Below are 26,105 nucleotides of genomic sequence, written 5' to 3'. Positions count from 1 at the left end.
GGCATGAGTAGCGTTGCGGGCAAGGAGGCGCACATGGCGGAACCGCCGCTCTCGATCCTGGTGGCCGGCGCGTCCGGCTTCATCGGCACACCCCTCGTCCGCGAGCTGCGCGAGGCCGGTCACCACGTGACCACCCTGGTCCGCCGTGAACCCCGCACCGCGACCGAGTTCCGCTGGTCCCCCGGCACCCGGCACCTCGACCCGGCGATCGTCGACGGCGCCGACGTGGTGGTCAACCTCGCGGGCGCGAACATCGGCAGGCTCCCGTGGACCGAGACGTACGAGCAGGAGATCCTCCGGTCGCGCGTGACCGCCGCCGAGACCCTCGTGGAGGCGATGCGCCACGCCGCCGTACCACCCCCGCTGTTCCTGTCCGGTTCGGCGTCCGGCGTCTACGGTGACCGGCCCGCCGACGTCCTGCACGACGACGCCGCCGCGGGGACCGGGTTCCTCGCAGAGGTGTGCACCGCGTGGGAGGCCGTTGCGGACGCCGCCCCCGACGGCGTCCGCGTCGTCACGCTCCGCACCGGCATCGTCGTGGGTCAGGGCGGAGGTGCGCTCGCTCCCCTCGTCGCGCTGACGAGGGCAGGACTCGGCGGACGGCTCGGGACCGGCGGCCAGCACTGGCCGTGGATCGCGCTCGACGACGAGGTCGGCGCGATCGTGCACCTGGCCACGAGCACCGACGCTGCGGGTGTCACCGGTCCGGTGAACCTCGCCGGTCCCGAGCCCGCCACCTCCGACCGCATCACCAGGCGCGTCGCCGAGGACCTGCACCGGCCGTACCTGTTCCGCATCCCGGAGTTCGCGCTCCGCCTGCTCCTGCGGCAGGCGGCCGACGAGATGCTGCTGTCGAGTCAGCAGATGGTTCCGACGAAGCTCCTGGAGTCCGGGTACGTCTTCCGGTACGCGCGCGCCGAGGACGCGGTCGACGCGGTCTTCTGACCCGGCCCTGTCCGGACGGGAGGCGCGTCACGGGCCCGCTCCGCCTCCGGTCCGTCAGACGCGTGCCCTGGTGAGCGCTTCGCGCATCGCGGCACGCGCCCGCTTGCGGTCACCGGCGGCGTCGTACACGACGCCGAGTCGGTACCAGCCGCGCCAGTCCGACGGGTCGGTCTCGACGGCCGCCTTGTACGTGGGGAACAGCTCGTCCGCGGCCTCGCGCGTCGGACGCCCCGAGGGCCGCACCGGGACGACGTCCGCCGGTGCCCCGCCCTCGCCTTCGAGCCGCGCGCCGAGCCGGGTGATGCGGACGCCGAACCGGAACTCGAGCACGAGCAGCAGCGCCCCGATCGCGGCGACGACGAACAGCGCGACGCCGATGCCGATGCCGATCGGGATGCCCGTCGCGATGAACGCCACCGCGCGCTGCCCGACCAGGACGATGTACAGCGCGAGCAGGACCGCCATGAGGCTGGCGCCCCAGAACGGCGAGCGGAGGGAGCGGGTGAGGCGCACGACGGATCAGCCGATGCCGAGGACGCTGCCGAGCCCGACCGTCAGGCCGCGCATCGACCCCACGGCGGACAGCGCCGCGCGGACGCCGGCCACGTAGGCGACGTCGTCGTTCGTGTCGTGGCGGATCGTCAGGGTCTCGCCGGGGCCGCTCAGCAGGACGTCCTGCACCGCCTTCACGCCGGGCAGGCGGAGCGAGTGGATCGGGACGCTCGCGACCTGCTGGCCGCGGGCACGCTGGTCGACGTGCGGTGCCTCGACCGGGCCGACGTCGCGACGTGCCTCGGCGATGAGCTCGGCGGTGCGGACGGCGGTGCCCGACGGGGAGTCGATCTTGCCGGCGTGGTGCGTCTCCACGATCTCGACCGAAGGGAACCAGGGCGCCGCGATCGTGGCCAGGTGCGTGCCGAGGACGGATCCGATCGAGAAGTTCGGGACCACGAACACGCCCTGCTCCGGACGCGCCTCGAGCCCGGCGCGGAGCTTCGCCAGGCGGTCCCCCGACCAGCCGGAGGTCCCGACGAGCACGTTCGCACCGCTCGCGAGGGCGTTGTCCACGATCGCCGGGCTCAGCGCCGGGACGGTCACGTCCACCACGACCGCCGCTCCCCCGAAGACCGACGGGCCGGCCTCGTGGGCGCCGTCCTTGGACGACAGGCTCGCGACGAGCTCGAACTCCGGGAGTTCCTCGACGACGGAGGCCACGAGGCCCCCGAGACGACCGGTGGCGCCGACGACGGCGACGGGAGTGACCATGCCCACCATCCTAGGATCGACGCATGACGCTCGAGGTCAGGACCGTACCGGCAGACATCCCCGAGGTCGACGACCTGCTCGACGCCTACCTCGACGAGCGCGAGGCGACGTTCCCCGCCGCGCAGGGCTCCTACTCGCGGAAGCGCACCCCGGCCGCCGAGTTCACGCCGCCGAACGGCACCTTCGTCGTGGCGTACGACGGTGGGCATCCGGTGGGGTGCGGCGGGCTGCGGCGGATCCCGGACGACGGCGTCGACGTCCGGTTCGAGGTGAAGCACGTCTTCGTCACCGCAGACCGTCGCGGGCGCGGCGTCGCCACCGCCCTGATGGACGCGCTCGAGGCCGGGGCCGCGGAGCTCGGGGCGACGGCGATCGTGCTCGACACCAACGACTCCCTCGTCGCCGCGGGGTCGATGTACCGCGGCCGCGGGTACGACCGGGTCGAACCGTTCAACGACAACCCGAACGCGACCGCCTGGTACCGCAAGTCGGTGGGCTGAGGTGATCCGCGCCTCCTGGACGACACGCGCCGTCCGGAGCCGCTAGACGGGCTGGTCGACGGGCAGGCCGGTACGGAGCTCCACCGGCAGGTGCGCCAGGTCGTTGAGCGCCACGACCTCGGCCGGCTTGGCCGAGCGGATGCGGATGATCGTCAGTGCCGTGTGGGCGACGTTGGTCCCCATCCAGCGCCACTCCGGGGCCTGGAACGCCTCGCGCACGAACCAGCCGATGACGGCGTTGTGCGTGATGAGGAGGTCGTGCCGGTCCTCGCGCGCGGGCGTGAACCACTCGGCGACGGCATCGCCCATCTGGGCCTGCCCGGCGATCACCTCTTCCTCGGTGATCGACCCGTAGAAGGCCTTGTAGGCGCTCGGCATCTCCGGGGTCGGCCCGGACGGGATGCAGTCGAAGAGGAGCGTCGACGGCTCCGGCTCGATCGCCGGGAGCCGCTGCGCGAGGAACGACGCGGTCTCGCTCGGCGCCTCGAGCGGCGAGTGGTACACGCCGTCGAAGGGCACGCCGCCGAGCCGGTCCGCCACGAGCATCGCCTGCCGCTTGCCACGCTCCGAGAGCTTGCCGTCCCGCAGCCCGTGTTCCGCGTCCTGGTGTTCCCCGTGCCGGACGAGGTAGAGGTAGTGCGACATGTCCGTGTTCAACCGCCGATCCCGATCGAGGCCGCGAGTTCGTCCTGCCGGACCGCGCCGACGACCGAGGTGATCGTCGGGCGGGTCAGGAGGTCTCGTGCCAGGTCGAGGACGTCGTCGGTGGTGACACGGTCCACGCGCTCGAGCGCGGTGGCGAGGTCGGTGAACTCCCCGGTGCCGAGCTCGGACCGGCCCAGTCGGGTCATACGCGCGTCGGAGTCCTCGAGCGAGAGCGTGAGCGCCCCCTCGATCTGCCCCTTCGCGCGACGGAGCTCGTCGGTCGTGACACCGTCGTCGACCATGCGGCGGAACTCGGCGTCGACGATGTCGATCACCCCGGCGACGTTGTCCGGAGCACAGCCGGCGTAGACACCGAACGCACCGTTGTCCAGGTAGGCGGGCGCGAACGAGCTCACCGCGTAGGCGAGTCCGCGGCGCTCCCGCACCTCCTGGAAGAGGCGGGAGCTCATGCCGCCGCCGAGGACGGCGTTGAGGACGCTGAGGATCGGACGGCGCTCGTCGCGGAGGTCGAGGCCCTGCGAGCCACGGAGCATACTGACCTGTTCGGTCGGGCGGTGCACGACCGAGAGCTTCGGGATCGCCGGGTCAGCGACCGGCTGGGGCGTGCGGCGGGCCAGCGGCGAGGCTTTGGGCGCGCCCTGGAACACCGCCTCGACCAGGTCGCGGAAGCGGTCGTGGTCGACGGCGCCGGCAGCGGTGACGACGATCCCGTTCGGGGCGTAGTGCTCGCGGTAGTGCGCGAGGACCTCATCGCGCTGCACTGCGCGGATGCTCTCCGGCGTGCCGCCGATCGGCCGGCCGAGGGCGTGCCCGTCGAAGGCCGCGGCGAAGAACGCCTCGCCGGCGACGTCGGCCGGGTCGTCCGCGGCCATCGCGAGCTCTTCGAGGATGACGCCCCGCTCGACGTCGAACGCGGCGGACTCGAGCACGGAGCCGGTCACCATGTCACCGATGACCTCGACCGCCATCGGCACGTCGGCGTCGCGGACGCGGGAGTAGTAGCAGGTGTACTCCTTCGCGGTGGCGGCGTTGTGCTCGCCGCCGACGGAGTCGAAGGAGATCGCGATGTCGAGCGCCGAGCGCTTCGCCGTGCCCTTGAACAACAGGTGCTCGAGGAAGTGCGTCGAGCCGTACTGCCCCGCGCGTTCGTCGCGCGAGCCGACGCCGACCCAGAAGCCGAGGCTCGTCGAGCTCGCTCCGGGCATCGCCTCGGTCAGGACCCGCACGCCGGACGGCAGGACGGATCGGCGAACGAAGGCGCCCCCGGACGTCAGGAACGACGTGTCCGGGGCCTCGAGCGGCAACGGCACTGGGTGGTTCATCGCAGACGAGCCTACTGATCTCCCTTCGCACGACCGCCCAGTTTCCACAGCCGCTCACGATGTCACTCGAAGTGGGGTACATCGAAGGAGGATAGAAAGACTCGTCTGTCTGTCCTCCTTGTGGTACAGTACTTCTACCGGATCGGAAGCCCCCCTAGATCCCGATCCGGTGGCTCGGGACATCAGTCCTGCGCGGCGTACGAGTCCCCCCGCTCAGCCGCGGAGCCGATGAGTCCAAGGAGCCACGCTGTGACGGTCGATTCCCCCCAACCGGCCGTCCAGCGTCTCCTTGGCCCGAGCACGAACCTCGCGTCGCCGGACGGGTCGAGCGTCCCCCCCGACTCCCCGCTCCGGCGGCGCGAAGGTCCGTGTCCTCGAGACGGCGACACGCCTCTTCTACGAGGAGGGCATCCACGGCGTCGGCGTCGACCGCCTCATCTCCGAGGCCAGCGTCACGAAGGCGACGTTCTACAAGCACTACGGCTCGAAGGACAACCTGATCCTCGCCTACATCCGGACGCAGCACGAGCGCGTGCAGCAGCGGATGGAGCAGCTCATCGCGGACGCCGGTTCTCCCGACGATGCCGTCCGCGCCTGGGTCGCCGCCCTCACCGACGAGGTGAACGAGCCGGAGTTCCGCGGCTGCGCGTTCCTCAACGCCGCCGCCGAGTACCACGACCCGCGCGACCCCGTGCGCGAGGTCGTCGCCATGCACCGCGACTGGTACACGGGACGTCTGGCCGACCTGCTGCAGGACGCCGGACACGCCCTGCCGGGCGACGGCGCGGACGAGCTCATGCTCGCCCGCGACGGCGCGATGTCCGGCGCCTACGCCGGTGACGCGATCGCGGCGACGGCTGCCCTCGGCCGCGTCGTCGAGCGCGTGCTCGCCGCCTGACGCGCGCCGCCTCCCCGAAAGCGACAGGCTGCCGCCGGAGCCCCACGCACTTCTGTCGCTCACGCAGCACCGACGCGACCACTTCGCGGGCACGCGTCGCCTTCGCGACCGTCTGTGGGCCGGGAGGCACGGGCCGGCCCCGCACCGCGCCTCCAGTCCGCGGCGTCCGCACGTCCGCGGGTCCGCCCGTCCGCACGTCCGCCGGTCCGCCGGTCGGCACGTCCGCCGGCAGGCCCGCCCTCGCTGGCCCACCCGCGAAAGCGACGGTCTGCCGCGGGAACCCCGCGTGCATCTGTCGGCGCGCCGGCACAGACCGAGCGGCTCCGCGCACGGCTGTCGCTTTCGCGCACCGAGCCCGAACCGAGCCCGAACCGAGCCCACGGGTGTTGGCTGGGCGCATGGCCAACGACCCCAACTGGAACCTCCCCGAGGTCCCCGCATTCACCCTGACCAGCCCGGACTTCGCCGACGGCGACGTGCTCCCGACGTCCGCCCGGGGCACCGATGCCGGCGGCGAGGACCGATCCCCCGCGCTCGAGTGGTCCGGCGCGCCCGAGGGCACGCAGAGCTACGTGCTCACGGTGTACGACCCCGATGCCCCGACCGGCTCCGGCTTCTGGCACTGGAGCCTCACGGACATCCCGGCGTCCGTCGGCTCGCTGCCCGCCGGCGCCGGGACTGACGACGCGCTCCTGCCGGCCGAGGCCCTCCGCCGCCGCAACGAGTTCGGCACCGACACGTACCTCGGCGCCGCTCCGCCCGCCGGGCACGGCCCGCACCGGTACTTCTTCACGCTGAGCGCCCTCGACGTCCCGGTCCTCGAGGCTCCGGCGGACGCGACGCCCGCGGTGGTGGGCTTCCTGCTCCGCGAGCACATCCTCGGCCGCGCGCAGCTCGTCGGCACGCAGGAGACGCCCGCCGCCTGACGTCGACCCGTCGTCCGAGCCCGGAACGGCGAACGGCCGCCACTCCCGAGGGAGCGGCGGCCGTTCGTGCACGGACGCGGGAGGGATCAGCCCTCGGCCGGGTCCTCGTTGTGCTTCTCGTGGCCTTCGCGACCCTCGGTGTCCACCTCGTCGGCGACGACCGGCGCGAGCGACAGCTTGCCGCGGTCGTCGACCTTGGTGACCTCGACGAGGACCTTCTGGCCGACGCCGAGGACGTCCTCGACGTTCTCGACCCGCTTGCCGCCGGCGAGCTTGCGCACCTCGGAGACGTGGAGCAGTCCGTCGCGACCCGGGAGGAGCGACACGAAGGCGCCGAACGTCGCGATCTTGACGACCGTGCCGAGGAACTGGTCCCCGATCTCCGGGTTCGTCGGGTTCGCGATCGCGTTGACCTGGGCGCGGGCGGCCTCGGCCGACGGACCGTCGACGGCGCCGATGTACACGGTGCCGTCGTCCTCGATCGAGATGTCGGCGCCGGTCTCGTCCTGGATCCCGTTGATCGTCTTGCCCTTCGGGCCGATCAGCTCGCCGATCTTGTCGACGGGGATCTGCACCGAGATGACGCGCGGCGCGGTGTCGGCCATCTCGTCAGGGGCGTCGATCGCCTCGGTCAGCACGCCGAGGATCGCGGAGCGCGCTTCCTTGGCCTGCTTGAGGGCGGCGTCGAGGACCGACGAGGGGATGCCGTCGAGCTTCGTGTCCAGCTGGATGGCCGTGACGAAGTCCGAGGTGCCGGCGACCTTGAAGTCCATGTCGCCGAGGGCGTCCTCGGCACCGAGGATGTCGGTCAGCGCCGCGTAGCGGGTCTGCCCCTCGACGGTGTCGGACACGAGGCCCATCGCGATGCCCGCGACCGGGGCGCGCAGCGGCACACCGGCGTTGAGCAGCGACAGGGTCGAGGCGCAGACGGAGCCCATCGACGTCGAACCGTTGGAGCCGAGGGCCTCGGACACCTGACGGATGGCGTAGGGGAACTCCTCGCGCGACGGCAGCACCGGCACGAGCGCGCGCTCGGCGAGGAAGCCGTGGCCGATCTCGCGACGCTTCGGCGAACCCACACGACCGGTCTCGCCCGTCGAGTACGGCGGGAAGTTGTAGTGGTGGAGGTAGCGCTTCTTCGTGACGGGCGAAAGCGAGTCGATCTGCTGCTCCATCTTGAGCATGTTCAGCGTGGTGACGCCGAGGATCTGCGTCTCGCCGCGCTGGAAGATCGCCGAACCGTGGACGCGCGGGATCACGGCGACCTCGGCGTCGAGCGGGCGGATGTCGGCGAGGCCGCGACCGTCCATGCGGACCTGCTCGGTCAGGATGCGGCCGCGGACGACCTTCTTCGTGACCGACTTGTACGCGGCGCTGACCTGGCTGTTGGCGACCTCGGGCAGCGTGCCCGCGGTGACCTGCTCGGCGATGGCGGCCTTGACGCGGGCCTTGAGGGCGTCGTCGGCGTCCTGACGCTCGAGCTTGCCGGCGATCTTGTAGACGTCGCCGAGCTCGGTCAGGGCGAGCGACTCGACGGCCGCGTAGACCTCGGGCGCGTAGGGCGGGAAGACCGGGTAGTCCTGGATCTCCTTCGCCGACTGCGCGGCGAGCTTGGCCTGGGCCTCGACGAGGGACTTGAGGAACGGCTTCGCCGCCTCGAGGCCCTGCGCGACGATGGCCTCGTCGGGCTTCGTGGCGCCGCCCTGGATGAGGTCCCAGCTGCGCTCGGTGGCCTCCGCCTCGACCATCATGATCGCGACGTCCTCGTTGCCCGCCTCGTCCGTGACGACACGGCCGGCGACGGTGAGGTCGAAGACGGCCTCGGCGAGCTGCGACGCCTTCGGGAACGCGACCCACTGGTCACCGATGAGCGCGAGGCGCACACCGGCGATCGGGCCGGAGAACGGCAGACCGGAGATCTGCGTCGACGCCGACGCCGCGTTGATCGCGAGCGCGTCGTAGAACTCGTCCGGGGCGATGCTCAGGACGGTGATGACGATCTGGACCTCGTTGCGGAGGCCGTCGACGAACGACGGACGCAGCGGCCGGTCGATGAGACGGCAGACGAGGATCGCCTCGGTGCTGGGACGTCCTTCGCGGCGGAAGAACGAACCGGGGATCTTGCCGGCGGCGTACGAGCGCTCCTCGACGTCGACGGTCAGCGGGAAGAAGTCGAATCCTTCACGCGGGTGCTTGCCGGCGCTGGTGGCCGAGAGGAGCATGGTCTCCTCGTCGAGGTACGCGGCGACCGCGCCCTGCGCCTGCTGTGCGAGCCGACCGGTCTCGAACCGGACGGTGCGCTTGCCGAACTTGCCGTTGTCGATGACGGCCTCGGCGAACTTGATCTCGGGACCCTCCAAAAGGGTGCCTCCTTGATGTGTTCGGCAGGCTGGGGCGACGGCACCCGATGGTGCGTGCGCGCCGAAGGGATCGGGACGCATGTCTGGCCAGCAGTAGAAGCACTCGGGAAACCGTCCGGCCCGCGAGCCACCACCGATGACCAGCTCCGTGCCCGGCCTGCGCAGTGTTTGTCTGACGCCCGGGGAAACGGTCCCCGGACGGGATGGACTTTACCAGTCCACAGCGAATCAGCGGCGAGGCTCTCGGCGAACGGGCGTGTCCTCGATAGCCTGCTGTCATGCGCCTCACCCCCTCCCGGGGCTTGTTCGTCGCGGCCGCCGTGGTCGTCGGCGCGCTCGTCGCCCCCGTCGTCACCGCAGTACCGGCGAACGCGACGGAGTACCCGAGCTGGCAGGACGTGCAGCGCGCGAAGGGGAACGAGCAGACCAAGAAGACCGAGATCGCGCGGGTGCAGGCTGCGCTCGAGGCGGCTCAGGCCGCCGCCGCGGCCAAGTCGAAGGCGGCGCTCGACGCCTCGGAGAAGGCGGACCGGGCCGAGGCGGAGCTGGCCTCCGCCACCCAGGCCGCCACGAGCCTCCAGGCCCAGGCGGAGCAGGCGGCGAAGACCGCCGACCGCGCGCAGCAGCGCGCCGGACAGCTCGCCGCGAACCTGTACCGCGACGGCAGCTCCAGCCAGATGACCTCGCGCATCGCGACGGCGAAGAACCCCGACCAGCTGCTGTACCAGCTCGGCGCGCTCGACCAGCTCTCGTCGACGTGGGCGGGCGTCATGGACGACGCGTCCGTGGCGGCGAAGACCGCGTCGTCCCTCCACGACCAGGCGACCCGCGCCGAGGCCGAACGCGCGGACCTCGCGGACGCGGCCGAGACGAAGGCCAGCGCCGCGAAGGACGCCGAGGCGGCGGCGAACGCCGCGGTCGAGGACACGCAGGAGCACAGCGACGAGCTGTACGCACAGCTCGCCTCGCTCAAGGACACGACGGCGAAGACCGAGGAGCGCTACCAGCTCGGCCAGCGGGTCGCCGCACAGAAGGCGGAGCAGCTGCGGAAGCGACAGGCCGCCGCTGCAGCCGCGGCCGCCGCCACCCCGAGCGGGAACACCAGCAGCGGAGGCACGTCCTACCCGAGCACGGGCGGCGTCGTGGTCGACCCCGCCGGCGCGCAGGCCTACGCCCGGAGCGCGATCGGCGCCTACGGCTGGGGGTCCGACCAGTTCTCGTGCCTCGTGTCGCTGTGGACGCAGGAGTCCGGCTGGCGGGCGAACGCCCTGAACGCGTCGAGCGGTGCGTACGGGATCCCGCAGTCGCTCCCCGCGGAGAAGATGTCCGCCGCCGGCGCCGACTGGCGGACGAACGCCGCGACGCAGATCAACTGGGGACTCGCGTACATCAAGAGCGCCTACGGCTCCCCGTGCGGCGCGTGGAACCACGAGATGAGCGTCAACCCGCACTGGTACTGAGCGGGAGCGCGCGGCGCAGCACCCGGCCGTCGGCGCAGCGGCCGACCGTCAGCGCTCCACCAGCCGCAGCGCCTGCAGCGGGCACATCGCCGCTGCGTCCGCGGCCGCCGCGACCTCCTCCGGCCGCAGGGGGACGTCCCGCGTCCCACCGCCGTCCCGGGCGATCGGGTAGCCCCACTCGTCCCGCGCCAGCCGCTCCGCGAAGAGCTCCGTGCAGAGCCCCCGACCCCGGCACCGGGTCCAGTCGACGTGCAGTGCCGTCATCGCGCACCTCCCGCGTGCAGGCACCGGCCGCCGAGGTGCGCCTGCACGTCGTCCCGGAACACGCCCATCGCGCTCCGCACCATCCGTGCCACACCGTCCGGGTGGTGGCACGCCCCGCGCCCGTCGACGAGCGCGGCCACCCGTCGGACCTCCCCCACCAGGTCGGCCGCCGGTCGGCCGGAGGCCAGCACCGCGAGGACCTCGGCGATCCGCGGCAGGCCGTTCACGCACGGCCCGCACCGCTCCGCCGAGGCCTCGGCGAGCGCCGCGGCGATCCGCGCGGTCACGACGATCGGACAGGTCCGGTCGTCGAGCACCGCGAGCACACCGGCTCCCGGAGCCGCGCCCCACGGCGCCAGCCCCTCGACGTCGAGGGTCGCGTCGAGCGCGGCCGCCGGCACCCAGGTGCCGCCCCACCCGCCGACCAGGACGGCGCGCGTCCGTCTCGGCTCGGCGACGTCCAGCCTGGAGGCGCCCAGCAGTTCACCGAGCGGCGCACCTCCGGCGGTCTCCAGCACCACTGCCCGCGACGGGTCGGTCACGTCGCTGACGGTCACGAGGCGCGTTCCGGGAGCTGTCACGCTACCGATGCTCCGCACCCACCCCGCTCCGTACCGGGCGACGAGCGCCGCCTGCGCCAGCGTCTCGACGTTCGAGACGAGCGTGGGACACCCGCTCGGCCCGCGTTCGGCGAGTCGGACGATGCGGTCCTCGGGGAGACCCCTGCCGCCGGCGACGGCGGACGCGAGCGCTCCGGCCTCGCCGGACACGAACGAGGTGTGCGGCAGTGGCCGGACGTCGATCGCGACGGGATCGGGTGCGGATGCGCCCCGTGCGGCTCGCGTGGTCCGCTCGTCGATCGCCCGGTGGACGTGCGCCGCCAGACGGTCGCTGGTCACCACGACGGCCTCGGCGGCACCGACCGCGAGCGCGGCGACGACGATTCCGTCGAGCACGAGGTGCGGTGCTCGTTCGAGGAGCACGGCGTCCTTGCGGCTCGCGGGCTCCCCCTCGGCTGCGTTCCCGATGACGATCGGGGCACGGCGACCTCGCGTCCGGTGCGACTGCGCGGCGACGACGGCGAGCTTGCGGGCCAGCGGGAACCCGGCGCCGCCGCGGCCGTCGACGCCCGCGAGGCCGAGCTCGTCGATGATGCCCGGGCCGATCGCCGGCAGCGCGCCGTACGTGCGTTCGTGCTCGTCGAGGCGTGGGCCGGCCGCGGCGAGGAGTCGCTGGGTCCCGGTCGGCGGGAGGACGGTGTGCGGGACGGTGACGGTCATCGGACGACCTCCAGACGGGCCGAGCGGAACTCGGTGACACGGGCGGTGCAGCGCCAGACGACCGCGCCCAGGACCGCGGCGGCGCAGACCCCGGCGATCACGAGGAACCACGCCGAGGTGCCGTCCGTGCCCGTGCCGATCGCGTGCGCCATCGCGACCGGCCACATGGCGTAGGCCACCCAGTGCACCGCGCGGAACGCCCGGGGACCGATCGCGCGCCGGAGCAGCGCCGTGACGACGAGGACCACCAGCAGGTCGACGGCGAGCGTCCCGAGGCCGAGCCAGAACCACCGGTACGAGCCGGCGAACGGGACGACGGTGTCGACGAGGCGGAGCTCGGCCTCGGTGTCGAGCAGGAGCGACGCCACGTGCACGACGACGAGGACGGTCGACGTGAGGGCGACGTCGCGGTGCACGAGCTGCACGGCGAACCGCGGCAGTCCGGGCAGCGGTCGACCGCCGCGGGTGACGATGCCGAGCAGCACGGTGAGCGTCAGGAGCAGGACCGCGGCGACACCCGTCCCACGGCCGATCACCCAGAGCGCCGTGTCCATCAGGCTGCCCTCCTGGCGTCCTCGCCGGGCCAGCCCCCGAGTCGGACCACGGAGCCGTCCGCGGCCACGAGCCGTGCCGCACGACCGCTCCGCCGGAGCATCTCGGCGGCGGCGTGCCCGCGGACGATCGCCGCGGTCGTCATGGTGTTCGCGGTGATGCACGACGGGGCGACGACCGTCACCGATCGCCAGACCGGTTCGGCCGGCAGGCCCCACCGCGGGTCGAGGATGTGGTGCCGGGCGTGCCCGTCCTGCTCCCACCGGCGCTTCTGCGTGCTCGACGTCGCGACCGACCAGCCGGAGGCGATCCGCACGTGGTCGGCCGGGTCGCCGTCGAGGTCCTGCACCCGCACCTGCCAGCCGCCGGACGGTTCCGGGCCGGCCGTGGCGACGTCCCCGCCGAGGGAGACGAGCGCCCCGATGCCGAGCCGGGCGGTGATGCTCGCCGCCGCCATGTCGGCCGCGGCGGCCTTGGCGGTGGCACCGAGGTCGAGCGTGACGTCCTGCGGCACGCGGAGGAAGGTACCGGAGAGCAGGACGCGCTGCCACGCCGGTCGGCCGTCGAGCGCACGGGCGATCGCCTCGGGCGTGGGGACCGGCGGTGCGTCCGCGAACGCGGCGTCGTACCCGAGGGACACCATGCGGGCGCCGAGGGTCGGGTCGACGTCGCCGTCGGTGGCCCGGGCGGCGTCGAGTGCCTGGTGCACGAGGGCGGCCAGGAGCGGCGAGACCTCGGCGCCCCGGACGAGGTCGCCGGCGCGGGCGACGAGTTCGGAGTCGCTCCGGAAGCGGCTGCAGGCGGCGTCCACGGCAGCGGTGACCCGGCGGACGCAGGATTCGGCCTCGGCGAGGTGGCGGCGGTCGCGGTGGTCCAGGACGACGCGGGCGGTGGTGGTCCAGAGGTCCCACTCGGTGGCGGCGCGCACGGTCACGACCCCGTCGTCGTGGCGTCGGAGGTCCCCGTGCCGCCGGTGCTGCCCTGCGTCACGCCCTGGTCGGTCGACGTCCCGCTCTCGGTCGACGTCCCGCTCGTCGTGCTCTCGGTCGACGTCCCGCTCGTCGTGTTCTCGGTCGTGCCGGCCTGCTCGTGCCCGAACCACAGCCCGACGCCGGTGACCATCGCGACCACGAGCCCGCCCGCGCCGACGAGCGCACTCGTGATCCGGGCTGATCGCCTGCCGTTCCCTCTGGTGTCCATCGGTCCTCCTCGTCGTCATGACGAGGTTCCCGGGCGGATCGATGAACAGGCAGGGGACCGACTGCGCCCGGACCCGACGATCCCTGTGGGCGGCCTAAGAGCGCTGCGGCCTAGTGGCCGAGGCCACCCAGCAGGGACGCGAAGTCTGCGGTGGCGGGGAGTGCGTCGGCTTCCTGCGGGGTCCGACGGGAGGCGCGGATCGCCCAGGCGAGGTCGTCCCCCGCCCGGCGGATGCGTCCGTCGAGCGCCGCCGAGTCACCCTCGCTCCCCCAGTCGTCCGTCGCGGCGAACACGCCCGTCGGGACGACCGCGGCACGGAGGTAGGCGAACACCGGACGGAGCGCGTGCTCGATCGCGAGCGAGTGCCGCGCGGTCCCCCCGGTCGCGCCGAGCAGGACGGGCATCTCCGCGAGGGAGTCCTTGTCGAGCACGTCGAGGAACGACTTCGCCAGGCCGCTCACGCCCGCGGTGAAGATCGGCGTGACGAACACGACCGCATCGGCCTCGACCACGGCGGCCATCGCCGCGGACAGTGCCGGCGCCGCGAACCCGGTGAGCATCGCGTCGGTGATCTCGTGCGCCAGCGGACGCAGGTCGACGTGCAGGACGTGCGCCGTGCCTCCAGGACCCGTCGCGCTCGGGGCGGCGAGCGACGCGACAGTGGCCTCGGCGAGGCGGTCGGCGAGCAGGCGGGTGGAGCTGGGCTCGGAGAGCCCGGCGGAGACGACTGCGATGGTGGTCATGGTGGGTCCCGACTTTCGATGCGTTTGCATGAACATCGTACTCAACCGAGCGTCGGGCGCAACCATTCCCGGGAACGAGGAACGCCCCGGTCCTCACGAGGAGGACCGGGGCGTTCGGTCACGCAGTGTCTGCGAGTCGACTAGCGACGCAGGCCGAGACGCTCGATGAGCGCACGGTAGCGGTTGATGTCGACGTCGGAGAGGTAACCGAGGAGACGGCGACGCTGACCGACCATGAGCAGCAGACCACGACGCGAGTGGTGGTCGTGCTTGTGCTCCTTGAGGTGCTCGTTCAGGTCGTTGATGCGACGAGTCAGAACGGCGACCTGGACCTCGGGGGATCCGGTGTCGCCCGGGTGGGTCGCGTACTCTTCGATGATCTCCTGCTTGACCTTCGCGTCAAGTGCCATGGATGATCCCCTTCCTGTCCGTTGCGCGGTGCCCATGCCGAATGCATGAGCGCTCTTTGTCCGCGGCCGTTCGACGGCAACCGGAGAAGACTACCAGAGAGTCAGGCCGTCCGAGCACGCAGCCGGCGCCGACGTGGCGCGGGAAGCAGGCTGCGCACGAGTCCGACGAGGGTCGCACCGAGCAGGCCGCCGAGGCCGTTCGAGAGCACGTCGCGCGGGTCGGCCACGCGGTAGGGCAGGTACACGGCCTGGGCGATCTCGATACCCGCGGACAGGGCCACCCCGACGACCGCACCGAGGATCCACCAGCGACGCGGCAGCCACAGCGCCGCGAGCATCCCGACCGGGACGAACATGGCGATGTTCGCGAGGAACTCCGTGCGCTCGTACGTGAACCACGCGCCGTGCGGCAGCTGCTGAACCCAGGCGATGGCGTGCAGGACGAGGGAGTTCTGCGCCGACGTGAACACCTGTGGTGTCAGCGTCATCCGCCAGATCACCCAGGCGTACGCCGCGGTCAGGGCGAGGAGGAGGAGCTTCCGGAACATCCCGCAAGTCTGGGGCACGGTCCTGGCAGGAACCGGCACCACGCCTGGGGGAACGCCCAGCGGGTCTGGGCGCGTGGGGATCGCACCTGCGAGCATGGACGCATGCCGAGTCTCGAGGGAACCCGCGCACGCCGCAGCCCCGGCCGTCGCCAGTGGACGTGGATCGGGATCGCGGCGGTCGTCGCCGCGGCGCTCGTCGTCGCCCTCGTCCTGGTCCTCCCCCGCGGCACGGACAGCACCGGGCGGCACGTCGCGGAACGGAAGTCCGCGTCGGAGGCGTTCCCCGGCGGCCTCGCGCAGCAGCCCGCCGACGAGAACCAGCCCGGCAAACGCGCGTCCGAGGCCCTCGCCGAGGGCGACGACTCGACCGCCGCGAAGATCTCGGTGATCGCTGACAAGCCCATCGCGACGTGGCTCACGAACTCGTCGACCAGCGAGACCCGCGAGACGATCCGGGACGTCGTACGGAGCAGCGAGGAGCAGGGGAAGACCCCCGTGTTCGTGCTCTACAACGTGCCCGACCGCGACTGCGGCAGCTACTCCAAGGGCGGCACGTCCGCGGACGAGTACCTGCCGTGGGTCCGCGCCGCGGTCGACGCGATGGCGGGGTCCGGGGCCGTCGTGCTGGTCGAACCCGATGCCATCGCCCAGATCCAGGTGTGCAAGCGTCTCGAACAGGACCGACTCCCGCTCCTCCGCAAGGCCGTCGACGAGCTCACCGGCCACGGCCTCACCGTCTACCTCGACGGCGGGAACGAGAACCGGGTGCCGACCGCCACGATGGCGAAGTGGCTGCGCCTGGCCGGGATCGACGAGGTGCAGGGGTTCTTCACGAACGTGTCGAACTTCTACCGGGTCGACCAGGAGCGCGCCTACGCCGACGCGCTCGCGGACGCGATCGGCGGTGACCCGCACTTCGTCATCGACGTCTCGCGCAACGGTCAGGGCTGGCGCGGCACGTGGTGCAACCCCGACGGCGCCGGGCTCGGGCAGGCGCCGCACGTCACGCGCGGCACCACGCGACTCGACGCCCTGCTCTGGGTGAAGACCCCCGGGCTGAGCGACGGCACCTGCAACGGGGGTCCGGCGGCCGGGCAGTGGTGGGAGTCCTACGCGCTCGCGCTCGTCGAGAACCGCAAGCGCGACTGACCGCCCTGTCGGTGCCCGGTGGTTGCATGACGCCATGACCCCGTCCGACCGCATCCGATCCGTCGTCCCGCCGTACCTGCTCCGCGCCGTCGCCGACGCCGAGCGCTTCCCCCGGGCAGCGTCGGCTGCGCGGACCGCCCTCGCGTCCCTCGACACCGTCCAGCGTCCCAAGCACGACCACCGCGTCCGACCGCAGGGCGTCAGCGGTGCCGTCGACCGATCCCCGCAGCGGACGATCTCCGACGCGAAGGGCTCGACCACGCTCCCCGGCACCCCGGTACGGCACGAGGGCGACCCGGACTCCGGCGACGCCGCGGTGGACGAGGCGTACACGGGCCTCGGGGACACGCACGCGTTCTGGCTCGAGGTGTTCGACCGCGTGTCGATCGACGGCGCCGGACTCCCGCTCGACGCCACGGTGCACTACGGGCAGGACTACGACAACGCGTACTGGGACGGCAGCCGGATGGTGTTCGGTGACGGCGACGGCGAGGTGTTCAACCGCTTCACGATCGCGGTCGACGTCATCGGGCACGAGCTCGCGCACGGCGTGACGCAGTACACGGCCGACCTGACGTACGAGGGGCAGTCGGGCGCGCTCAACGAGTCGATCAGCGACGTGTTCGGCTCGCTCGTCGCCCAGTACGCCGCCCGGCAGACCGCCGAACAGGCGTCGTGGCTCATCGGCGAGGGGCTCTTCACGGACGCGGTGCACGGCGTCGCGCTGCGGTCGATGCGCGCTCCCGGCACCGCCTACGACGATCCGGTGCTCGGCAAGGACCCGCAGCCGGCGACGATGGCCGGGTACGTCGACACCACCGAGGACTCCGGCGGCGTGCACACGAACTCGGGCATCCCGAACCACGCCTTCTACCTCGCGGCGACGGCGATCGGCGGCAACGCGTGGGAGGGCGCGGGGGCCGTCTGGTGGGACGCCCTCACCTCGGACGCCGTCAGCGCGTCGATCGACTTCGCCGGCTTCGCGACCGTGACCGTCGACGCCGCGCGCGCCCGCTTCGGCGAGGGTTCCGCGCAGCACACCGCGGTGCAGGACGCCTGGCGGACGGTGGGCGTGCTCGACTGACCCGCGCCGGGTGGCCGGCGTACGTTCGGGGCATGCACATCGACGTCCGCCGCACCGGAGGGCTCGCCGGCACCACGCGGGGCTGGCGCGTCGACACCGACGTCTGCGAGGACCCGGCCGGCTGGTCCGACCTCGTCGAGGCGCTCCCCCGCGCCGCTCCGTCCGAGCCAGCACCGGCCGTGCGTGACGACTTCACGTGGACGATCACGGTCGAGCGGACGACGGTGTCGATCCCGGGCAGCCGCCTGGACGGCCCCTGGGCCGCCCTCGTGACGCGCGTCCGCGACGAGGGCACCCCGGTCTGAGACGGGAGGCGCGGGGCGGACCCGCCCCGCGCCTCCCGTCCGCCCCGTCCCGTCCCGTCCCGGCCCGCGCCCGCGCCGCACGCGCCCGCGCCGCACGCCGTCTCGCGAAAGCGACAGACTGCCGCCCGCGATCCGCGGAAACCTGTCGCCTTCGCGGGACGGACGGAACGCGCTCGCAGGGCGCTGTCGCTTTGGCGTCAACAAGGGACGCCCTACGGCCGCGCCCGTCCGCCCCGTCCCGTCCCGTCCCCTCCCGCGCCGTCAGTCGACGTCGATGACGGTGAGTCGACGCGTCGGTCGCGTCATCGCGACGTAGACCGCGGCCGCTGCGCGCGCCGCATCCGAGCCGACCCGCTCCGGGTCGACGAGCAGCACGCCGTCGAACTCGAGGCCCTTCGCGTCCGCACCGGTGAGCACCGTGACCGACCCCGGCCGCGGCGACCCGAGGGAGCGGACGTCCGCCTCGGTCCTGGCGAGCCGGCGTCGTACGGCGTCGACGTCGGCCTCCGGCACGATGACACCGATGGTCCCGCTGCCGATGCGCTCGCGCTCGTCGTCGACCACGCGGGCCACGGTGTCGAGCACGTCGCTCCGGCCCACTCGTACTCGGGACACGGGGTCGCCGTCGCGCACCGCCTCGGTCCGGGTGATCGCGAGCCCGGCGGCGTCCGCGAACGCGCCCGCGGCCTCGACGATGGACCGCGGGGTGCGGTAGTTGACGGTGAGCTCCTCGACGCGGTGCGCGATCGGCACCTGCGGCGCGCGGCCGCGGCGACGACGGGCGAGTGCCCCGACGACGTCGTCCCACGTGCGGGCGGCTCCCGGCGAGGAGCCCTGCGCCATGTCCCCGACGATCGTGAACGAGCGAAGCGGGTTGCGGCGGGCGAGCACGCGCCACTGCATCGGGGAGAGCTCCTGCGCCTCGTCGACGACGATGTGCCCGTAGGTCCACTCGCGGTCCTCGGCGGCTCGCTCGGCGGTGGTGCGACCGTCGCCGCCCTCGGCGAAGGATCCGGCGACCTGCTCAGCGGTGACGATGCCCTCGACGCCCATGTTCTCGATCGCCTGACGGGCGTTCTCGATGTCACGGTTCCGGCTGGCCTTGGCCGCGCGCTTGGCGGCCCCACCGGTCGGGTCGAACGGGCCGAGGAGTTCGGCGGCCTCGTCGAGGAGGGGGACGTCCTCGACCGTGAAGCCGGCACCGCGGTCGCGGAGCAGCAGTGCGCGGCGCTCCGGGGTCCAGTGGGGCGTCAGCGAGGCGAGCCAGTTCGGCCGGGCGTACAGGTCCTCGAGGAACTTCTCGGGCGGCAGCGGCAGCCACGCCGTGTTGAGCAGCACGCGGGCGTCGTACGAGGAACGGATGTCCTCGCGCAGGACCTTCTCGTCCGCCTCGTCGACCGTGGTGCCGCGCTCCCGCAGCTGGTCGGCCAGCAGGCGGGTCATCGCGTCGAGCGCGATCTTGTTGAACGTGACCCGGGCGACGTTGTGGGGCTTCCCGCGGTCCTGCGCGCGCTTCATCGCGTCGGCGACGAGCTCCGGCGGGACGACGAGCCGCTCGCCCTCGACGTCGAGCGTGACCGAGGCGGTGGGTACGACCTGTCGGGACTTCACGGCCCGGCGGAGCAGCTGCGCCATCTCTGCCGACCCCTTGACGGCAGCGACGTCCCGCTGGTCGTGGCGGGTGGCGTGCACACCCGGGTACAGCGACCCGAGGGACGCCATCACGACGCCGGTCTCGCCGAGGGACGGCAGGACCTGCTCGATGTAGGTCAGGAACGCGGGCGACGGGCCGACCATGAGCACGCCGGAACCCCGGAGACGCTCGCGGTAGGAGTAGAGCAGGTACGCGGCGCGGTGCAGCGCCACGGCGGTCTTGCCGGTGCCGGGGCCGCCCTGCACGATGAGGACGCCCTCGAGCGGGGAGCGGATGATGCGGTCCTGCTCCGCCTGGATGGTCGCGACGATGTCCGTCATCCGCCCGGTGCGCTCGGCGGTCACGGCCGCGAGGAGTGCACCCTCGCCCTGCAGGTGCGTGCGCTCGTCGTCGTAGAGCGCGGCGTCGAAGACCTCGTCCTCGATGCCGACGACGCTGCGGCCGGCGAGCGTCAGGTGCCGGCGGGCGCGCATGCCCATCGGGTGCGCGGCGGTCGCCTGGTAGAACGCGCTGGCGCCGGGCACACGCCAGTCGAGCAGGAGGGGACGGTGCTCGCGGTCGCGCAGGCCGACACGGCCGATGTACCGGAACGCGTCCTCGTCACTGTCGGGCTCGGACACCTCGAGCCGGCCGAACACCAGCCGGTCCCCGACGCGCTCGAGCGTCGCGATGGTGTCTTCGTAGAGCTGCGCGTAGGCGTCGCGCTCACTGCGGCTCTGGTGGTTCCCACCGACCGCTTGACGGCGGGTCTCGGCGAGTCGCTGCTCGGCCTCGGCGGTCAGCTCGTCGAGTCGGGCGAACAGCCCGTCGACGTAGCCGCGCTCGCGGTCGATCTCGGTCGGTTCGGACACACGCCACCCTTCGGGAACAGGGGAACCCAGTGTAGTCCCCCTGCCCCGACGGGTGCTGCCGCGGTGCGTCCCGCGGCGGGTGTCACATCTCTTCGTGCGTGTCCGGGTCGCCGTCCCACAGCCGGCCGCGCTCCAGGGCCGAGATCGCCGCCACCTCGTCGTCGGTCAGCTCGAAGCCGAACACGTCGAGGTTCTCGCGCTGCCGTGCCGCATCGCCGGACTTCGGCACCGGGACGGCGCCGAGCTGGACGTGCCAGCGGAGCACGACCTGCCCCGGGGACACCCCGTGCGCGGCGGCCGCGTCCACGATCGGCTGCTCGCTGAGGAGCTCCGACCGCTTCGCGAGGGGGCTCCAGCTCTCGGTCACGATGCCGAGCTCCTGGTGCACCTTCCGCAGTGCCGCCTGGGGGAAGTACGGGTGCAGTTCGACCTGGTTCACCGCCGGTGCCACACCCGTGGCGTCGACGATCCGGTGGAGGTGCTCGGGCGTGAAGTTCGAGACGCCGATCGAGCGGACCTTCCCGCTGTCGCGGAGGTCGACGAACGCCTTCCAGGTGTCCACGAACTTGTCCACCGTCGGGTTCGGCCAGTGGATGAGGTACAGGTCGACGTGGTCGAGACCGAGGTTGCCCAGGGTCTCGTCGATCGACCGGTGCGCTTCGTCGTAGCCGTGGTGACGACCGGGGAGCTTCGACGTGACGACGAGGTCCTCCCGGACGACCGACGACTCGCGCACGGCCTTCCCGACGGCGTCCTCGTTGCCGTAGTTCAGCGCGGTGTCGAGCAGGCGGTACCCGCTCGTGATCGCCGTGCCGATCGCCGCCGCACCCTCGTCGCCGTTCAGGCCGTAGGTACCGAGGCCGAGCTCCGGGAAGCGGTGGCCGTCGTTCAGCTCGATCGTCGGGGCGCCGACCTGCATCAGCGGACTCCGAGCAGGTCGATGATGAAGATGAGGGTCTTGCCGGACAGGAAGTGGCCGCCGCCGGCCGGCCCGTAGGCGAGCTCCGGCGGGACGACGAGCTTGCGGCGCCCGCCGACCTTCATGCCGGGGATGCCCTCCTGCCAGCCGCGCACGAGGGCCGCGAGCGGGAAGTCGATCGGCTCGCCACGGTTCCAGGAGCTGTCGAACTCCTCGCCCGTCTCGTACTCGACTCCGGCGTAGTGCACCTTGACGGTCGAGCCGGCGCTGGCCACGTCGCCGGAGCCCTCGACGATGTCGGTGATCACGAGCTCGGTGGGGGCCGGGCCCTCGGGGGCGTCGAACTCGGGCTTGCTGTTCAGGTCAGTCATGCAGGCAAGTCAACCAGAGGGCGCCGCCCGCGCCCCGCAGGCCCCAGAATGGTTCCACCGTGACATCATCCACACCGACCGACGAGCGTCGACGACGACTCCTCGCGGACCTCACCCCGCTCCGCCGCTCCCCCGCCTTCGCCCGCCTGTGGGCCGGTACCGCCATCGCGGGCATCGGCACCCAGATGACCACGGTCGCCGTCGGCCTCGAGGTCTACGAGATCACGCACTCGACGTTCGCGGTCTCGCTCGTCGGCGTCATCGCCCTCGTGCCGATGATCGCCGCGGGCCTGTACGGCGGCATGCTGTCCGATGCGTTCGACCGCCGCACCGTCGCGCTCTGGTCCGCGATCGTCGCCTGGCTCGCGGTCGCGCTCATCGCCACGCACGCCTGGCTCGGTTTCCACAGCGTCGCGCTCCTGTACGTCCTCGCCACGGTGAACGCCGTCGCGGCCACCGTGAACGGCGCTTCCCGGGCCGCGATCGTCCCCCGACTCGTGGGCGTCGACCTCCTGCCCGCGGCGAGCGCCCTCGGCGGGATCGCGGCCGGACTCCAGGTCACGGTGGGTCCCGCGGTCGCCGGTGTCCTCATCGCCGCGGTCGGCTTCGCCCCGACGTACACCATCGACGTGGTGCTGTTCAGCTGCGCGTTCCTCGGGGTGTTCACGCTGCCGCGGATGGCGCCCGAGCACGGCGCCCTGCGGCCCGGGCTGAGCTCGCTCGTCGAGGGAGCGCGGTTCCTCCGGAGGTCCCGGAACATCACCATGACGTTCGTGCTCGACATCATCGCGATGACCTTCGGCCAGCCGCGCGTGCTCTTCCCCGCGATCGGTGCGCTCGTCATCGGCGGCGGAGCGGTCACGGTCGGGGCGCTCACCGCCGCCTACGCGATCGGTGCGCTGGTGTCGAGCGTGTTCTCCGGGCCGCTCGGACACGTCCGCCGCCAGGGCGAGGCGGTCGGCTGGGCGATCACCGTCTACGGCGGCGCGATCGCCCTGTTCGGGGTGGTGATCGCGTTCGCGCACGCGCTCGGCGGACGCTCCGGCGAGGCCTTCGACGTCGGGATCCTGCCGGCCCTCGGCGGCGCGGCGCTCTTCCTCGCGGTGGCGGGCGGCGCCGACAACGTCAGCGCGGTGTTCCGCGGCACGATCCTGCAGGCCGCAGCGCCGGACGGGATGCGCGGGCGCCTGCAGGGCATCTTCACGGTCGTGGTCACCGGTGGCCCGCGCGTCGGCGACCTCTACGCGGGACTCGTCGTCGCGGCAGGCATCGCGTACCCGCCGATCATCGGCGGCGTGCTCATCATCGGGCTCGTCGCGCTGCTCCTGCGCCTCGTCCCGTCCTTCCGCCGCTACGACGCCCGCCACCCCCACGCCAACTGACCGCGACTCCCGCGCCCGGTGCCGGTTCCGGTTCTGGTTCTGGTTCTGGTTCCGGTTCCCCAGAACACCGGTGTTCATGCATGGAACACCCGCGTTCCGCGGCGCGGAGCGCGAACACCGGTGTCTTGCGCAGGCACCAACGCGACCAGCACGCGCACGAACGCGACCGGACGGCGGACTGGAGGCGCGGCGCGGGCCCGCACCGCGCCTCCAGGACCGCACGTGTCGGGTACCGTACAACGCATGCCGGACAGCGCGTCGCGCGACCTCCAGCGGACGGGAGTCCGCGCCGTCGTCCGTCGCACCTACCACTCGGTCATCCGGCACCGCGTCGTCGACGCGGCCGCGTCGCTGACGTTCTTCGCGCTGCTCACCGTCTTCCCCACCGCGCTCACCGTCGTGTCCGCGCTCTCGATCGTCGACCGGCAGGGCGACAGCCTGTCGGACATCATCGAGGTGCTCGGCTTCATCGTGCGACCCGAGACCGCCGCGCACCTCGAGAGCCCGCTCCGGCAGCTGCTCACGCTCGACAACCCGTGGCTCGGCTTCACGATCGGCGTCGTCCTGACGCTGTGGTCGCTGTCCGGGTACGCCACGGCGTTCGGTCGGGCGATGAACACCGCGTACGAGGTCGAGGAAGGTCGGCGCATCTGGAAGTTCCGCAGCATGATGCTCCTCGTCACGCTGCTGGTCATGGTCGGCGGGGCGATCGCGATCGTGATCCTGCTCGGGACGCCGACGATCTCCGCCGCGGTCATCCGGCAGCTGGACTGGGCGCCGTGGATCGACGACGCGTGGAACGTCGTGAAGTGGCCGGTCCTCGCGGTCGACCTCGTGGTGATGGTCGCCGTGCTGTACTACGCGACGCCGAACGTGAAGACGCCGCAGCTCCGCTGGGTGTCCGCCGGAGCCGCGTTCGCGATCGTGACGTGGGCGCTCGCGACGCTGGGGTTCGCGATCTACGTCGAGACGATCGGCGGCGGGAACAAGGCGTACGGGTGGCTCGGTGGCGGGATCCTGCTGCTCGTGTACCTGTACATCTCGAACTTCGTGCTCGTCGTCGGCGGGGAGCTCGACTCCGAGGTGATCCGGATGCGGCAGCTGCTCGCCGGCATCGAGGCGGACGAGTCGATCCGGCTCCCGCTGCGGGACGTCACGCGCAACTTCACGCTCGCCCGTTGGCGCGACGCGGACATCGCCGCAGCCCACCACGTCCGGACCGCGGCGGCGCGGCGGGAGTCCGACGAGGAGCCGACGCCCGTCGAGCAGCACCTGCGCGAGATGTCCCAGCAGGTGCGTGTCGGCGAGACGCCCCTGCCGTAGCGCGCCCGGCGGGTCCGGCCGGCCGCCCGTCGGGCCCGGCCGCCCGCAAAATGCAACTGTGGCGGTGACTCGCAGGGGTATACCGCTGCGGGCAACCGCCGAGGTTGCGTTTTGCGGGTCCGCGGGTCCGCGGGTCCCCGCGCCGCTCAGCGCTCGCGCGCGGCCCGGTCCAGCATCTCCTCGGTGACGACCGGGATCGCCCCCGTGGCGAGCTCGATGCCCGACAGACGAGCCGGCGACAGGACCCGCTGCACCTGGTCCTCCTCCATGAGCCCCGCCGCCGTGACGAGCGTCGCGATCGGCGTCGAGGTCGTCAACGCCGTGTGCGCGATCGACGCCGCGGCCGCGTACCCGATGTACGGCGTGAGGGCGGTGACGACGCCGACGTTCGTGTCGACCTGCGCCGCGAGCTTCGCCTCGTTCGCCTCGATCCCGGTGACGCAGTTCTCACGGAGCGTCGCGCACCCGCTCGCCATCCACTGCAGCGACTGCAGGATCGAGTGGGCGATGATCGGCTCGAAGGCGTTGAGCTGCAGCTGCCCGCCCTCGGCAGCCATCGTCACCGTGGTGTCCGCCCCGGCGACCGCGAACGCGATCTGGTTCACCACCTCGGGGATCACCGGGTTGACCTTGCCCGGCATGATCGACGACCCCGCCTGCCGAGCCGGCAGCGTGATCTCCCCCAGGCCGGCCTGCGGCCCCGACGCGAGGAGGCGCAGGTCGTTGCAGATCTTCGAGAGCTTCGCGGCGCTGCGCTTCACCGTGCCGGACAGCGTCATGAAGACGCCGGCGTCACTCGTCGCCTCGATCAGGTCCGGCGCGGTGACGATGTCGAGCCCGCTCGCGACCTGGAGCTGCCGACGGACCTCGTCGCGGTACTGCGGATCAGCGGTGATGCCGGTGCCGATCGCCGTCGCGCCGAGGTTCGTCTCCGCGAGCAGCGGCATCACCGTGCGGAGCAGGACGACGTCCTCCTGGATCGTGTGCGCGAACCCCGTGAACTCCTGCCCGAGGGTCATCGGCACCGCGTCCTGCAGCTGCGTCCGCCCGATCTTCAGCACGTCGGCGAAGGCCCGCCCGCGCTCGGCGAAGGCGTCGGACAGCAGCGACAGCTGGTCGGTGAGGCGCCGGACCCCGAGGATCATCGCGAGCTTCACGCTCGTCGGGTACGTGTCGTTCGTCGACTGGCTGCGGTTCACGTGGTCGATCGGGTGCAGGTACGCGTAGTCACCCTTGTCGCGGCCCAGGAGCTCGAGGGCACGGTTCGCCAGCACCTCGTTCGTGTTCATGTTCGTGCTCGTCCCGGCCCCGCCCTGCACGATGTCGACGACGAACTGCTCGCGGAGGGCGCCGTCGCGGACCTCCTGCGCGGCCCGGTCGATCGCGTCGGCGCGCTCGGCATCGAGCACGCCGATCGCCTTGTTGGCCCGGGCTGCGGCCTGCTTCACGGTCGCGAGCGCCTCGATGAGGTCCGGGTAGACGGCGATCGGCACGGAGGCGATCGGGAAGTTCTCCAGGGCGCGGAGGGTGTTGATGCCCCAGTACGCATCCGCTGGGACCTCCCGCGAACCCAGGGAATCGGTCTCGGTGCGGGTCTGTGCTGCTTCGTTGCCGGTCACGCCCACGAGGGTAGCCCGTCCGGCCGGTCGGGGCCGGGCCGCGGCGCGGGCGGGCGCGTCGCGGCCCGCCCGCGATGTGCGCGGAGGGTGCGGCGACTCCTGCTCGGT

At 72.4% G+C, this 26,105-nt stretch carries 27 protein-coding genes; 10 read left to right on the top strand and 17 right to left on the bottom strand.

Annotated features, from left to right (window positions below; genetic code table 11):
* The first annotated feature begins 3 nt into the window (after positions 1-3).
* A complete protein-coding gene (locus HP507_RS07590; protein WP_254700992.1) occupies positions 4-945 on the top strand; it encodes a TIGR01777 family oxidoreductase in 942 nt (313 codons plus the stop codon).
* Between the two features lie 54 nt (positions 946-999).
* Here HP507_RS07590 and HP507_RS07585 read toward each other — a convergent pair whose 3' ends face one another.
* Together HP507_RS07585 and HP507_RS07580 are read right to left on the bottom strand one after the other, a co-directional pair.
* Positions 1,000-1,458 (bottom strand): tetratricopeptide repeat protein, encoded by a 459-nt coding sequence (locus HP507_RS07585; protein ID WP_376984572.1) that lies wholly within the window; start codon positions 1,456-1,458, stop codon positions 1,000-1,002.
* Positions 1,459-1,464: 6 nt separating this feature from the next.
* Entirely contained in the window at positions 1,465-2,211 is a 747-nt protein-coding gene (locus HP507_RS07580; protein ID WP_254700991.1) for a 4-hydroxy-tetrahydrodipicolinate reductase, read from the bottom strand.
* A 23-nt stretch (positions 2,212-2,234) separates the two neighbouring features.
* Between HP507_RS07580 and HP507_RS07575 the strand changes: the two genes are divergently transcribed.
* Positions 2,235-2,711, top strand: a complete 477-nt coding sequence (locus HP507_RS07575; RefSeq protein WP_175351179.1) for a GNAT family N-acetyltransferase — start codon at positions 2,235-2,237, stop codon at positions 2,709-2,711.
* 42 nt (positions 2,712-2,753) lie between these two features.
* Here the strand turns inward: HP507_RS07575 and HP507_RS07570 are convergent, their stop codons facing one another.
* Complete coding sequence (locus HP507_RS07570) at positions 2,754-3,356, bottom strand: histidine phosphatase family protein (protein ID WP_175351231.1); 603 nt, start codon at positions 3,354-3,356, stop codon at positions 2,754-2,756.
* Between the two features lie 8 nt (positions 3,357-3,364).
* Positions 3,365-4,699 carry a M16 family metallopeptidase gene (locus HP507_RS07565; RefSeq protein WP_175351178.1) on the bottom strand — a complete coding sequence of 445 codons (1,335 nt, stop codon included), beginning with the start codon at positions 4,697-4,699 and terminating at the stop codon, positions 3,365-3,367.
* Positions 4,700-4,988: 289 nt separating this feature from the next.
* On the opposite strand from HP507_RS07565, the gene HP507_RS07560 reads away from it, so the two are divergent.
* Positions 4,989-5,597, top strand: coding sequence for a TetR/AcrR family transcriptional regulator (locus tag HP507_RS07560; RefSeq protein ID WP_175351177.1), 609 nt, complete (start codon positions 4,989-4,991; stop codon positions 5,595-5,597).
* Between the two features lie 398 nt (positions 5,598-5,995).
* Positions 5,996-6,523 carry a YbhB/YbcL family Raf kinase inhibitor-like protein gene (locus HP507_RS07555; RefSeq protein ID WP_175351176.1) on the top strand — a complete coding sequence of 176 codons (528 nt, stop codon included), beginning with the start codon at positions 5,996-5,998 and terminating at the stop codon, positions 6,521-6,523.
* A gap of 86 nt (positions 6,524-6,609) precedes the next feature.
* On the opposite strand, the gene HP507_RS07550 is transcribed toward HP507_RS07555, so the two are convergent.
* A complete protein-coding gene (locus HP507_RS07550) occupies positions 6,610-8,883 on the bottom strand; it encodes a polyribonucleotide nucleotidyltransferase (RefSeq protein WP_175351175.1) in 2,274 nt (757 codons plus the stop codon).
* Positions 8,884-9,161: 278 nt separating this feature from the next.
* Here HP507_RS07550 and HP507_RS07545 point away from each other — a divergent pair, with 278 nt between their 5' ends.
* Positions 9,162-10,343, top strand: coding sequence for a coiled-coil domain-containing protein (locus tag HP507_RS07545; protein ID WP_175351174.1), 1,182 nt, complete (start codon positions 9,162-9,164; stop codon positions 10,341-10,343).
* A gap of 48 nt (positions 10,344-10,391) precedes the next feature.
* Here HP507_RS07545 and HP507_RS07540 read toward each other — a convergent pair whose 3' ends face one another.
* From HP507_RS07540 to HP507_RS07505, 8 genes are all read right to left on the bottom strand, one after another.
* Positions 10,392-10,607, bottom strand: a complete 216-nt coding sequence (locus HP507_RS07540) for a ferredoxin (RefSeq protein ID WP_175351173.1) — start codon at positions 10,605-10,607, stop codon at positions 10,392-10,394.
* Positions 10,604-11,887 (bottom strand): NADH-ubiquinone oxidoreductase-F iron-sulfur binding region domain-containing protein, encoded by a 1,284-nt coding sequence (locus tag HP507_RS07535; protein ID WP_175351172.1) that lies wholly within the window; start codon positions 11,885-11,887, stop codon positions 10,604-10,606. Before HP507_RS07535 ends, HP507_RS07540 begins: the two co-directional genes overlap by 4 nt.
* Complete coding sequence (locus tag HP507_RS07530) at positions 11,884-12,441, bottom strand: ferric reductase-like transmembrane domain-containing protein (RefSeq protein WP_175351171.1); 558 nt, start codon at positions 12,439-12,441, stop codon at positions 11,884-11,886. Before HP507_RS07530 ends, HP507_RS07535 begins: the two co-directional genes overlap by 4 nt.
* Positions 12,441-13,373 carry an FAD:protein FMN transferase gene (locus tag HP507_RS07525; protein ID WP_175351170.1) on the bottom strand — a complete coding sequence of 311 codons (933 nt, stop codon included), beginning with the start codon at positions 13,371-13,373 and terminating at the stop codon, positions 12,441-12,443. Before HP507_RS07525 ends, HP507_RS07530 begins: the two co-directional genes overlap by 1 nt.
* Positions 13,370-13,639 (bottom strand): hypothetical protein, encoded by a 270-nt coding sequence (locus HP507_RS07520; protein WP_175351169.1) that lies wholly within the window; start codon positions 13,637-13,639, stop codon positions 13,370-13,372. The genes HP507_RS07525 and HP507_RS07520 overlap by 4 nt, the downstream gene beginning before the upstream one ends.
* A 110-nt stretch (positions 13,640-13,749) precedes the next feature.
* Positions 13,750-14,382 carry a CE1759 family FMN reductase gene (locus HP507_RS07515; RefSeq protein WP_175351168.1) on the bottom strand — a complete coding sequence of 211 codons (633 nt, stop codon included), beginning with the start codon at positions 14,380-14,382 and terminating at the stop codon, positions 13,750-13,752.
* Positions 14,383-14,522: 140 nt separating this feature from the next.
* A complete protein-coding gene (gene rpsO, locus HP507_RS07510; protein WP_022902140.1) occupies positions 14,523-14,792 on the bottom strand; it encodes a 30S ribosomal protein S15 in 270 nt (89 codons plus the stop codon).
* 101 nt (positions 14,793-14,893) lie between these two features.
* On the bottom strand, positions 14,894-15,340 hold the full coding sequence (locus HP507_RS07505) for a VanZ family protein (protein ID WP_175351167.1): 447 nt from the start codon (positions 15,338-15,340) through the stop codon (positions 14,894-14,896).
* A gap of 102 nt (positions 15,341-15,442) precedes the next feature.
* Between HP507_RS07505 and HP507_RS07500 the strand changes: the two genes are divergently transcribed.
* Genes HP507_RS07500 through HP507_RS07490 form a run of 3 tightly spaced genes read left to right on the top strand, consistent with a single transcriptional unit; the run spans position 15,443 to position 17,878 of the window.
* Positions 15,443-16,489: a glycoside hydrolase family 6 protein gene (locus tag HP507_RS07500; protein ID WP_175351166.1), complete on the top strand. Its 1,047-nt coding sequence runs from the start codon at positions 15,443-15,445 to the stop codon at positions 16,487-16,489.
* A gap of 34 nt (positions 16,490-16,523) precedes the next feature.
* Positions 16,524-17,573, top strand: coding sequence for a M4 family metallopeptidase (locus HP507_RS07495; RefSeq protein ID WP_175351165.1), 1,050 nt, complete (start codon positions 16,524-16,526; stop codon positions 17,571-17,573).
* A 32-nt stretch (positions 17,574-17,605) separates the two neighbouring features.
* The gene (locus tag HP507_RS07490) at positions 17,606-17,878 is read left to right on the top strand and encodes a protealysin inhibitor emfourin (RefSeq protein WP_175351164.1); all 273 of its coding nucleotides are present in this window, start codon (positions 17,606-17,608) and stop codon (positions 17,876-17,878) included.
* 261 nt (positions 17,879-18,139) lie between these two features.
* On the opposite strand, the gene HP507_RS07485 is transcribed toward HP507_RS07490, so the two are convergent.
* The 3 genes from HP507_RS07485 to HP507_RS07475 form a co-directional block, all read right to left on the bottom strand.
* Positions 18,140-20,383, bottom strand: coding sequence for a HelD family protein (locus HP507_RS07485; RefSeq protein WP_175351163.1), 2,244 nt, complete (start codon positions 20,381-20,383; stop codon positions 18,140-18,142).
* Between the two features lie 82 nt (positions 20,384-20,465).
* Entirely contained in the window at positions 20,466-21,302 is an 837-nt protein-coding gene (locus HP507_RS07480; RefSeq protein WP_175351162.1) for an aldo/keto reductase, read from the bottom strand.
* Positions 21,302-21,673 carry an FKBP-type peptidyl-prolyl cis-trans isomerase gene (locus tag HP507_RS07475; protein ID WP_175351161.1) on the bottom strand — a complete coding sequence of 124 codons (372 nt, stop codon included), beginning with the start codon at positions 21,671-21,673 and terminating at the stop codon, positions 21,302-21,304. The genes HP507_RS07480 and HP507_RS07475 overlap by 1 nt, the downstream gene beginning before the upstream one ends.
* A gap of 59 nt (positions 21,674-21,732) precedes the next feature.
* Here HP507_RS07475 and HP507_RS07470 point away from each other — a divergent pair, with 59 nt between their 5' ends.
* On the top strand, positions 21,733-23,055 hold the full coding sequence (locus HP507_RS07470; RefSeq protein ID WP_175351160.1) for an MFS transporter: 1,323 nt from the start codon (positions 21,733-21,735) through the stop codon (positions 23,053-23,055).
* 243 nt (positions 23,056-23,298) lie between these two features.
* On the top strand, positions 23,299-24,378 hold the full coding sequence (locus HP507_RS07465; protein ID WP_175351159.1) for a YihY/virulence factor BrkB family protein: 1,080 nt from the start codon (positions 23,299-23,301) through the stop codon (positions 24,376-24,378).
* Between the two features lie 146 nt (positions 24,379-24,524).
* Here HP507_RS07465 and HP507_RS07460 read toward each other — a convergent pair whose 3' ends face one another.
* Positions 24,525-25,997, bottom strand: a complete 1,473-nt coding sequence (locus HP507_RS07460) for an aspartate ammonia-lyase (protein WP_175351158.1) — start codon at positions 25,995-25,997, stop codon at positions 24,525-24,527.
* Between the last annotated feature and the right edge of the window lie 108 nt (positions 25,998-26,105).

Origin of the sequence: Curtobacterium pusillum (genome assembly GCF_013359865.1) — a bacterium.
In the GTDB taxonomy this organism is placed as follows: domain Bacteria; phylum Actinomycetota; class Actinomycetes; order Actinomycetales; family Microbacteriaceae; genus Curtobacterium; species Curtobacterium pusillum.
Note: the sequence above shows the minus strand (reverse complement) of the source record. Positions and strands in the feature narration are given on the sequence as shown.